Source organism: Longimicrobium sp. (assembly GCF_036280135.1).
Lineage (GTDB): Bacteria > Gemmatimonadota > Gemmatimonadetes > Longimicrobiales > Longimicrobiaceae > Longimicrobium.
The window spans coordinates 1-10,091 of sequence record NZ_DASURI010000002.1; the positions used below are offsets into that span (position 1 = coordinate 1).

At 76.1% G+C, this 10,091-nt stretch carries 10 protein-coding genes; all 10 read left to right on the forward strand.

Features of this window, described 5'->3' with window-relative positions; translation table 11 throughout:
- Window positions 1–267, forward strand: a 267-nt coding sequence (locus VFZ20_RS00035) for an NAD(P)/FAD-dependent oxidoreductase (RefSeq protein ID WP_329681756.1), incomplete at its 5' end; no start/stop codon positions are given.
- On the forward strand, window positions 261–1,103 hold the full coding sequence (locus VFZ20_RS00040; protein WP_329681757.1) for a hypothetical protein: 843 nt from the start codon (window positions 261–263) through the stop codon (window positions 1,101–1,103). The genes VFZ20_RS00035 and VFZ20_RS00040, both read left to right, overlap by 7 nt.
- Window positions 1,100–1,888: a VOC family protein gene (locus VFZ20_RS00045; protein WP_329681758.1), complete on the forward strand. Its 789-nt coding sequence runs from the start codon at window positions 1,100–1,102 to the stop codon at window positions 1,886–1,888. Before VFZ20_RS00040 ends, VFZ20_RS00045 begins: the two co-directional genes overlap by 4 nt.
- A 27-nt stretch (window positions 1,889–1,915) precedes the next feature.
- Window positions 1,916–2,914, forward strand: coding sequence for a VOC family protein (locus VFZ20_RS00050; RefSeq protein ID WP_329681759.1), 999 nt, complete (start codon window positions 1,916–1,918; stop codon window positions 2,912–2,914).
- A 31-nt stretch (window positions 2,915–2,945) separates the two neighbouring features.
- Window positions 2,946–4,715 (forward strand): aminotransferase class I/II-fold pyridoxal phosphate-dependent enzyme, encoded by a 1,770-nt coding sequence (locus VFZ20_RS00055; RefSeq protein ID WP_329681760.1) that lies wholly within the window; start codon window positions 2,946–2,948, stop codon window positions 4,713–4,715.
- Entirely contained in the window at window positions 4,712–5,470 is a 759-nt protein-coding gene (locus VFZ20_RS00060) for a PIG-L deacetylase family protein (RefSeq protein WP_329681761.1), read from the forward strand. Before VFZ20_RS00055 ends, VFZ20_RS00060 begins: the two co-directional genes overlap by 4 nt.
- 138 nt (window positions 5,471–5,608) lie before the next feature.
- Window positions 5,609–6,409: a VOC family protein gene (locus VFZ20_RS00065; protein ID WP_329681762.1), complete on the forward strand. Its 801-nt coding sequence runs from the start codon at window positions 5,609–5,611 to the stop codon at window positions 6,407–6,409.
- Window positions 6,410–6,411: 2 nt separating this feature from the next.
- Window positions 6,412–7,836: an FAD-binding oxidoreductase gene (locus VFZ20_RS00070; protein ID WP_329681763.1), complete on the forward strand. Its 1,425-nt coding sequence runs from the start codon at window positions 6,412–6,414 to the stop codon at window positions 7,834–7,836.
- 16 nt (window positions 7,837–7,852) lie between these two features.
- Window positions 7,853–8,851, forward strand: a complete 999-nt coding sequence (locus VFZ20_RS00075) for a VOC family protein (RefSeq protein ID WP_329681764.1) — start codon at window positions 7,853–7,855, stop codon at window positions 8,849–8,851.
- Window positions 8,852–9,611: 760 nt separating this feature from the next.
- Window positions 9,612–10,091: NAD-dependent epimerase/dehydratase family protein (locus VFZ20_RS00080; RefSeq protein WP_329681765.1), on the forward strand; the 480-nt coding region annotated here is incomplete at its 3' end.

The following is a 10,091-nucleotide window of genomic DNA, read 5'->3' on the forward strand; positions in this document are numbered from 1 at the left end:
CTCCCCGGCGCGTTCCCGGGGATCGGCAGGATCCAGGTCGCGCGGCGGTGGGCGGGGATCATGGACGCCACCCCGGACGGGCGCCCCCTGGCCGGGCCCTGGCCCGACGCGCCGGGGCTGTGGGTGGCGGCGGGGTTCGGCGGGCACGGGCTGCCCCCGGCACTGGGCGTGGGCCGGGCGCTGGCGGAGGCCGTGGCGGAGGGGACGCGCCCGGCGGAGCTGGCGGCGCTGGACCCCGCGCGCTTCGCGGAGGCCCGGGCATGCTGACGGCCCGCGTCGTCCGGCTGCTGCGGCCCCATCCGGGCGCGGCGTGGGCCCGGACCCTCGCGGAGGTCCTGGGATGGACGGCGCTGGGCGGGGACCGGTACGCGGCCGGGGGCGTCGCCGTGGAGTTCGGCGCGGCGTGGGAGGAGGAGGACGGGGGCGGCGGCGCCCGCGGGCTGGACCCCACCTGGGAGCTGGAGGCGGCCCCGGCGGACTGGGAGAGCGCCCTGCGCGGGCTGTGCGGCCTGCTGGGCCGGACGCGCGCGGAGCTGGAAGGCTCCGTCGCCTGGGACGCGCGCGGGGCGTCGCTCCGCTTTCACGACCCCGCCGGCGGGCTCACCACCCTGCTGCACCCCACCTGGCGGGCCCGGGCGGGACGGACGGGGCGGGCGCTGGGCCGGCTGCTGGACGGGGGCGGATCGCCCGTCGTGGGGGTGACGCTGCACGTGGCCTCCCTGCCCCGCGCCCAGCGCCTGTACCGCGACGCCCTGGGCCTGGCGCCCCTGCGGGCCACCCCCCGCGAGGCCCGGCTGGACGCGGGGCCCCTCCTCCTGGCCCTGCGCGCGGAGCGGCGGGTGGGGATGGTGGCCGACGCGGCCCGCCGCGGGGCCCGGGGCGGCGCCCTGGTGGTCCACGCGGGGGGCGTCCCCGCCGCGGCGGCGGCCCTGGAGGCCCAAGGGTTCGGCTGCCGGCGGCACCCGGACGGGACGGCGCGGGTGCGGGACGCGGACGGGCACCGGCTGGTCCTGGCCCCCGCGGACGCGGAGACATCGGCGCCGTCCCGGCCCCGCGCCGGGGCGGCCATCCACGAGTTCAGCACGGCCCTGGAGGTCCCATGAGCCTGCGCAGCGCGCCCCTCCTGCTCCTGTTCTACGAGACGAGCCGCATCCGCCAGCAGCGCCCGCTGTTCGAGGACGTGATCGGCGTGCCCGTCATCGAGGTGGAGCCCCACCTGCCGCACCACCGCCACGGCGTGTTCAAGTACGACGCGGGCGGGATCATCCTGTCGCACAACATGTCGGGCCCCAGCCGCTTTCGCCCTGGCGAGAGCGACGGCCTGGTGACCGCGTTCGCCGTCCCCGCGGACTGGTCCTTCGACCGGCTGCGCGGGACGGGGATGGTGGCGGAGAACCCCGACGGCACCTGGACGGACGCCGAGGGCCGGCACTACGCCTTTACGCCCACGCCCGGGCTGGACCGCACGGGGGTGGACGAGCTGCGGCTGGTGGTTCCCGACCTGGACGCCGGCGCCCGCTTCTACGCCGACGTGCTGGACCTGGAATGCCTGGAGCGGACGGACGCGTTCGCGCGCTTCGCCACGGGCACGGTGCCCATCCGCCTGGTGCGGGGGACGGCGGGGCCGGACGGGGGGCAGCTGCGCCACCACGCGTACCTGGTCGTCTTTCACACGCCCGGGATCGAGGAGACGCGCGCGGCGCTGGAGGCGCGGGGGCTGGCGTTCAAGGGCGTGCGCGTGGGCTTCAGCGAGATCGGCGGCACCACGCGGTTCGACGACCCGTCGGGCCACCGGCTGTGCCTGTACGTGCCGTCGGAAGAAAGCCTCACCTGGGGAAGCGGCCCCAAGGTGCTCGAGATCGCCGGCGGGCAGGCCGCGGCCCGCTGACCCACACCACCCCGAGAGGAGGGGCCCATGCTGGCCGACACACGGGTGCTGTACGTGTTCCTGTACGTCCGCGACCTGGCCGTCTCGCGCGCCTTCTACGCCGGCACGCTGGGGCTGCGGGTGATCGAGGAGGACGAGGGGTGCGTCAAGTTCGACGCCGGGCAGGTGATCCTGGCGCTGAACCGCGCCGCCGACTACGGCATCGTCCTCCCCGACGTCAAGGACCACTCCACGGACGTGGTGTGGCTGGTGGACGACGTGCGCCAGGCCACGGCCAACCTGGCCGCGCGCGGCGTGCAGTTCAAGCCCACGGACTGGTACCAGCCCGGCGGCATCGCCGACTTCTACGACCCCGACGGCCGCTGGCTCACCCTGTACGAGCCCTCCGCCGAGGCCCTGGGCTGGCCCAGCGGCGAGCGGCTGCGGGCCGTGATCGAGGCGCGCCGGGCCCGCAGCGGCGGGGGCACGGCGCAGCGGGTGTCGCAGCCCCCCGCGCCCGGCCAGGAGCCCCCGGGGCTGGGGGACGCGGAGCTCATCTACCTCTTCACCTTTGTCCCCAGCAGCAAGGTGGCGCAGGCGTTCTACCACGACGAGCTGGGGCTGCGGGCCCTGGAGGGCGGCCCCTGCAGCCGCACCTCCGGGGGGGACGAGGAGGGGGTGGTCAAGTACGACACGGGCGGCATCCTCATCGCCACGCACCACGTGGAGCCGGAGCGGTCGCGGGAGGAGTTCGAGGAGCACCTGTGCCCCCCGCCGGAGCTGGAGGGCGGGCGGATGAAGGGCGTGGCGCCCGTGTTCCACGCCCGCGACGCCGAGGCCGTGGCGCGCTACCTGGCGAGCGTGCGGCCGGAGCTGCGGCCCGTCGTCACCCGCGCGCCCGTGGGCACCATCGTGCGCGTGGACGACCCCACGGGGCACCTGGTGTTCCTGTACGAGCCGTCGCCGGCCGCGCTGGAGACGCCCAGCGGGCGCAAGATCCAGGAGATCCTGTCCGTGCCGCTGGACCTGCCGGCGTGCGCGGCGTGAGGGGACGGAAACGCTCACCACGGAGCGGGAGATGACGCTGCTGCAGCAGGCCGGCGCGGCCACCCTGGACCTGGCGCCCCGGTGGACGGAGGACCCGCGGGGCCGCGAGGTGCCCTACCTGCTCCAGGTGCTGGCCGAGAGCGCCCCCGGGCGCCGGGTGCTGGACCTGGGGTGCGGCACGGGCGAGCGGGCCGTGGCCCTGGCCCGGGCGGGCTGGGAGGTCACGGCCCTGGACCCCGGCGCCCGCGACCTGGCGGACGCCCGCCGGGCGGGGGAGCAGGCGGGGGTGGAGGTGCGCTGGGAGCGGGTGGACGGGGGGCCGGACGGCGGCTGGCCCGTGGAGACGGTGGACGCCGTCCTCTGCGTGCGCTGGCCCGCCGCCGCGCCCGAGGAGGAGCAGCGCCGGCTGCTGCGCCGCATCCGCGGCCACCTGGCCCAGGGCGGGCTGCTCGTCGTGGGCCACGCGCCGGGCGAGGCGGCGGGGCACGTGGACCCGCCGGAAGACGACACGCCGGCCGCCGCGCGCCGCCGCCGGCTGCGGGAGCTGGAGGTGCGCTCGCGCAGCACGGCGGGGCTCATGGCCGTCGTGCGCACCTCGGGCTTCGGGGTGGAGCGCACGGACGCGGGGTGGATGGTGAACTTTCCCGCCAACCCGTCCACGGACGCCGTGCAGCTGGTGGCGCGCCCCCTTCCCACCCCGCCGGAGGCCCTGGCCGTGGCGGCGTGGTGCACCCCCGCGGGGATGCGGCTGGACCTGCGCTACGCCAGCGACGAGGCGGAGCTGCTGGACCCCTCGCCCGCGGCCGTGTGGGAAGCGCTCGTGGCACGGGCGGGGCACGGGGCGGCGGCGCTGGCGGCCGCCTACCCCGTGGACGACCCCTACGGCGGCGCGCGGGGGGCCGGGACGGTGGGCCGGTTCTTCGGCGTGGAGCTGGAGCCGGGGCAGCTGACCTTCGCCGCGGGCGTCACCTCGCTGCTGCACGACCTGGCGGGGCTGGCGGACGGGGGGCCCGTGGCCGCGCCGGCCCTGGTGCACCCGGACCTGGAGGCGTGGGCCGCGGCGCGCGGGAGCGAGGTGCGGCTCCTGGAAGGCGAGCCGACGGCGGAGCGGCTGGCCGCCTTTGTCGACGCGGTCCGCCCCGCCCTGGTGCACCTGGACCGCCCCGACTTCGCGGGCCGCTTCCTGTCCCTGGACGAGGTGGAGGCCGTGGCGCGGGCGGCGGCCCGGCACGGCGCCCCCGTGGTGATCGACGAGAGCCCGGCGCCCTACCTGGGGCCCCGGGGCAGCGCGGCCACGCGGGTGGGCCGGGTGGGCAACCTGGTGGTGCTGCGGGGCTTTACCAAGGCGTACTCCCTGGGCGGCATGCGCGCGGGCTTCGCCGTGGCGTCCGCGGGGGCGGCGCGGCGGGTGCGCGAGCTGGTCGCCCCCATGCAGGTGGGCGGCGTGGCGCTGGAGGCCGCCCTGCGCCTGCTGGAGGCGGGCGACGTGTTCGGCCGGCTGCGCGAGCGGGTGGCGGAGGTGAAGCCCGTGGCCGCCGGCCTGCTGCGGGAGCACGGCTTCGAGGTGCTGCCCAACGACGGGCGGCTGCCGTGGGTGGCCGTGGCGGACCCGGACGGCTGGGCGTCCGCGCGGCTGGAGGCGCGGGGGATCCGTGCCCTGCGCCCCGCGCCGGCCCCCGTGCTGCCGGCGCCGCGGCTGGAGGTGCTGCGCCTGACCATCCCCCTGTCCCCCGCGCGGATGGCGCTGTTCCGGGCCCTGCTGCGCGGCGGCGATCCACCCTCTACCCCCGAGGACGCATGAGCGACCCCGCCGCCGGGAACGGCCACGGCAACGGAAACGGAAACGGCGCGGGCCCCTCGTTCGGCCGGGCGCTGGTGGTGTCGGCCCACCCCGACGACCCCGAGTTCCTGTTCGGGGCCGCCGTGGCCACGCTCACGCGGGCGGGGGCGCGGGTGGGCTACCTGGTGTGCAGCGACGGCGCCAACGGCAGCCGCGACGCGTCGGCGCCGCGGGAAAGCATCGCCGCCGCGCGGCGGGAGGAGCAGCGGGCCGCCGCCCGGGAGCTGGGGGTGGAGGACGTCGTCTTCCTGGACTTTCCCGACGGCCGCCTGGCCCCCTCGGACGAGCTGCGCACGGCCATCGCCCGCGAGATCCGGCGCTTTCGCCCGGAGCTGGTGATCACGCACTTCCCGCGGCGGGCCCTGGAGGTGCCCATCGAGGCGTCGCACCCGGACCACATCGCCGTGGGCGAGGCGGCGCTGGCGGCCGTCTTTCCCGACGCGGCCAACGCCCGCGCCCTCCCCGCCCTGCTGCGGGAGGGGCTGGAGCCGCACCGGGTGAGGGAGGTGTGGATCCCGGGCTACGAGCGCACGGACCACTGGGTGGATGCCACGGAGGTGATGGACCGGAAGATCGCGGCCATCCAGTGCCACCGCAGCCAGGTGGGCGGCGCGGACCCGCGCGAGTCGCTGGCGTGGGTCTACGGGTGGATGAAGGGGGTGGGCGGCGCCGCCGGCTACGCCTATGCCGAGAACTACAAGCGCATCCCCCTCTGACCCGGGGGCCCGTTCGCACTTTCGCACTTTCGCACTTTCGCACTTTCGCACTTTCGCACTTTTGCACTTTCGCACTTTCGCACTTTCGCACTTTCGCACTTTCGCACTCACGCACTCCCCGCCCGAAAGGAGGCCGGCATGCAGATCCAGATGCCCCGCCTGTTCCCCGACGACCGCCCCGTGCTGGGCGGCTCGCGCATCGTTTCGCTGGTGGTGCAGGCGCGCGACCCGGCCGCCGCGCGCGCCTTTTACGCGGAGGCGCTGGGGCTCCCCCTGGTGGCCGACGACGGGCGCTCCGTGCGCCTGGACGCGGGCACCCTGGTGCTGGACCTGCGCCGGGCCGCCCCCGGCGAGCCGCCCCGGGCCGGGCGGACGCGCGTGGTGCTGGCGGCCGCGGACCCCGGCGCCCTGGCGCGGGACCTCGCCGCGCGCGGCGTGCGGGTGGGCCCGGACGGCGCCTTCACGGACCCGGACGGCAACCGGCTGGCCCTGTCCGCCCCCGCGGCGGACGCCCCCGGCGAGGGCGTGGGCCCCCACGGCGTGTCGGTGGCGGAGGTGGTGCTCGACGTGGGGGACGCGAAGGCCGCGGCCTCCCTCTTCCAGGGCGGCCTGGACCTGCGGCCGGCCGGGGAGCAGAACGGCCGCGTGCGCTACGACGCGGGCGCCCTGGCGCTCACCACCGTCCACGCGGACGGCGCGGCGGCGGATGCGCAGGGCGGCATTGCCCCCGTCTTTCACGTGGAGGACCTGGGCGACACGGTGTGGCAGCTGGCCCGGCGGGGCATCCCGCTCGCCCGCACCGTCACCTACTCGCGCAACGGCGGCGTGGCGCGGCTGCGGGCGCCCAGCGGCCACCTGCTGTGGTTGTGGGAGCCCTCGGACGAGGCGCGCGACGGGCCGGGCGGCCGCAGGCTGGAGCAGCTGCTGGCGCGGGCCTGACGATGACGCTCCTGGAGGGGGCGGCCCACGCGCCGGCCCCCGTGGGCCCCCCGGCCAGTGCGCTGGACCGGCTGCGCAGGCGGGTGCGCGGCGCCGTCCTCGTCCCCGGCGACCCCGGCTACGACGCCGCCCGCCGCGTCTACAACGGGCGCGTAGACCGGCGGCCCGCCGCCGTCGTCCGCTGCGCGGGGGTGGCGGACGTGCGGGAGGCCCTGCGCGTTGCCCGGGGCGAGGGGCTGCCCCTGGCCGTGCGGGGCGGCGGCCACTCGTCCGCGGGACACGGCGTCTGCGACGGGGGGCTGGTCATCGACCTGTCGCCCCTGAAGGGCGCGCGCGTGGACCCCGCCGCGCGCACCGTGCGCGCCCAGCCGGGGCTCACCTGGGGCGAGCTGGACCACGAGACGCAGGCGTTCGGCCTGGCGACGACGGGGGCCCGCATCTCGACCACGGGCGTCGCGGGCGTCACGCTGGGCGGCGGCTACGGCTGGCTCATGCGCCGCCACGGGCTGGCCGTCGACAACCTCCTTTCCGTCGACGTGGTGACGGCGGACGGGCGGCTCGTCACGGCCAGCGCCGAACGCGAGCCGGAGCTGTTCTGGGGGCTGCGGGGCGGGGGCGGCAACTTCGGGATCGTCACGCAGCTGGAGTACCGGCTGCACCCCGTGGGCCCGCTGGTGACGGGGGGGATGGCGTTCCATCCCGTCGCCCGCGCGGCGGAGGTGCTGCGCGTGTACGCGGGGCTGATGGACGGCGCCCCGGACGACCTGTGCGCCCTGTGCAACCAGCTGCGCCTGCCGCCCGCGCCGTTCGTCCCCCCGCACCTCGTCGGGACGCCCGTGGTCGCCGTGGCCGTTTGCCACCTGGGCACGCCGGAGCAGGCGCGGCGCGACCTGGACGGGCTGCGGGCGCTGGGCGCGCCCCTCATCGACCGCATCGGCCCCATGCCCTACCTGCGCCTGCAGCGCATGTACGACGCGGCGGGCGTCTTTGGCCGGCTGACGTACGGCCGCTCCGGGCACCTGCGGGACCTGGACGGGGCGGCGGCGGACGTGCTGGCGGCCCACGGGGCGCGGGTGGAGTCGCCCTTTTCCATCGTCATGGTCTCGTCGCTGGGCGGGGCCGTGGCGCGGGTGGGGGACGACGAGACGGCGTTCGGACGGCGGCGCACCCCCTTCGACGTGGCCGTGACGGCCGTGTGGGAGGACGCGGCGCAGTCGGACCGCCACGTCCGCTGGGTGGACGGCGCGTGGGCGGAGCTGCGCCCCCGCGCCCACGGCGTGTACGTGAACGAGCTGGGGGACGAGGGCGGAGACCGCGTGCGCCAGGCGTACACGCCGGCGGCCTGGCGGCGGCTGGCGGCCCTGAAGGCGGCGTGGGACCCGGAGAACGTCTTCCGCATCAACCAGAACATCCCGCCGAGCGCGTGAGAAAAGGAGACCCGCGATGTCCGCGCAGACCCAATCGCTGCTGGAGGAGACGGGCGCCGTGCTGGCGCGCGCGCCCGTGGGATACCTCATCCTGTACGTGTACGACATCCCCGAGTCGCGCGACTTCTACGAGCGCCGCCTGGGGCTGCGGGTGATCGAGGCCGACGAGGACACCGTCAAGCTCGACGCGGGACGGGTGATCCTGGCCCTGCACCGCGCCGCGGACTACGGCATCACCCTGTCCGGCCGGCGCGACGACGCCTCGGACGTGGTGTTCCTGGTGGACGACCTGAACGCCGCGCGGGCGGACCTGGAGGCGCGCGGGGTGTCGTTCATCCGCCGGCGCACCTACGAGATCGGCCGGGTGACGGACTTCTACGACCCCAACGGCCACCGGCTGATGATCTACGAGCCGTCGGCCACGGCGCTGTCGTGGCCCAGCGCGCCCAAGCTGCGCGAGGTGTGGGCGGCCGTGGGCCGGGGCGGGTCGGAGCTCATCGGCCCCGCGTCGGCGCCGTCGGGGAGCGGGGGGCTGGACGGCAAGCCGCTCGTCTACCTCTTCATGTTCGTCCCCTCGTCGGCGGAGGCGGACGCCTTCTACGAGGGCGCGCTGGGGCTGGACAACGTGGAGCGGGTGCACTGCTGCAACCCCGCGTGCCCGCCGGAGGAAAAGGGGATCGCCAAGTACGACGTGGGCGGCATGCTGCTCACCACGCACCACATCCACCGCAGCCCCGTGGTGGACGACTTTGGGCGCGTGTACTCGCCGCGGGCGCTGGACCCGGCGCACACGCGGGGCATCGCGCCCGTGTTCCTGGTGAGCGACATCGGGGGGGCGGCGGAGCGGCTGCGGGCGCGGGGGGTGCGCTTCACGCAGGAGCCCGTGCGCTCGCAGATCGGCGAGATCGCGCGCTTCGAGGCGCCCACGGGGCACGCGTTCTTCCTGTACCAGCCCTGGGCCGAGGTGCTCAAGTGGCCCGCGGGCGCCAAGGTGGGCGAGATCCTGGGCACCTGAGCGAACGGCCCGGCGTCTCATCCCGAATCCGGAAAAACAGCATCCTCACACGGGGCCTGCGGCCAACGGAGTCAACGGTTGTCTTTCGATCAGCCACCGTTCCCTCCGCTGGCCGCAGACCCCGTGTGCGATTTCTTCCGTGGAGCGATTCCCCGCGCAGCAATCAGAGTTTACCCGGATCCGGTATCCTGGGCAGACGCGGGCATCTCTCCGTGTTCTCCGCGCCTGCGCGTGAAGCCGGCCGCGCACGGCATGCGCCGAGGATGGCACGCTGTCAGGCTACCGCATCGGCGAACGGATCAGACGCAGGCAGCTCCTGACGCTCGACGTTTGGGACAATCTCCATTCCCGCAACGAACCAGGGGTATGCCCTTCCGGACGCGTCGGGGGGCGCGACGGGCGCCTCCTCGTACCGGTGGGCATGGCCATGGAGCGAAGCTGGCGGCCGAAACTCGTGAAGTCACTCATGATGCCTCCGCGTGAGAGAGGGTGAATGGCGTCAACGAAATCCGCCGCGCCGCTCCGTCTTCTCCCGGGTTGCTCGAACCCCACCGGTTCACGAGGCGGAGCGCGCAGAAATCCGCGAGACGGTCTCCCCTTCTCCGCGCCTTTGCGTGAGACCCTTCCGTTCCTCCCGCGCAATCCAGGAGAAGCCGCGGCGCCGCGCGCGGGCCACCTTGACGCGTTGGGCCGCGTTCTCCGCGCGCAACGGACGGAGGACGGCGGGGAGATCGACGCCCGCGTTCCACGGAGGGGAACCATGAAGCTCCTGGTGCTGGGAGGGACCGTGTTCCTGGGGCGCCACCTGGTGCAGGCGGCGCTGGAGCGCGGGCACGAGGTCACGCTCTTCAACCGCGGAAAGCACGGCCCGGAGCTGTTCCCGGACGCCGAAACGCTGCGCGGCGACCGAGACGGCGACCTGCAGGCCCTGCGCGGCCGGCGCTGGGACGCCGCCCTGGACACGTCGGGAAACCTGCCGGGCCAGGTGTGGGCCTCGGCGGAGCTGCTGGCGGACGCCGTGGAGCACTACACGCTCGTCTCCACCCTGGCCGTGTACCGCGAGTTTCCCCGCGTGGCCGGCCTGGACGAGGGCGCGCCCCTGCACACGGAGCCCGCCGGCGCGGGCCCGCCCTCGCCCGAGACGGCGGGACTCCAGAAGGCGGCGTGCGAGCGCGCGGCCGGGGCGGCCATGCCGGGGCGGGTGCTGGTGGTGCGGGGCGGCCTGCTGGCCCGCCCGCCC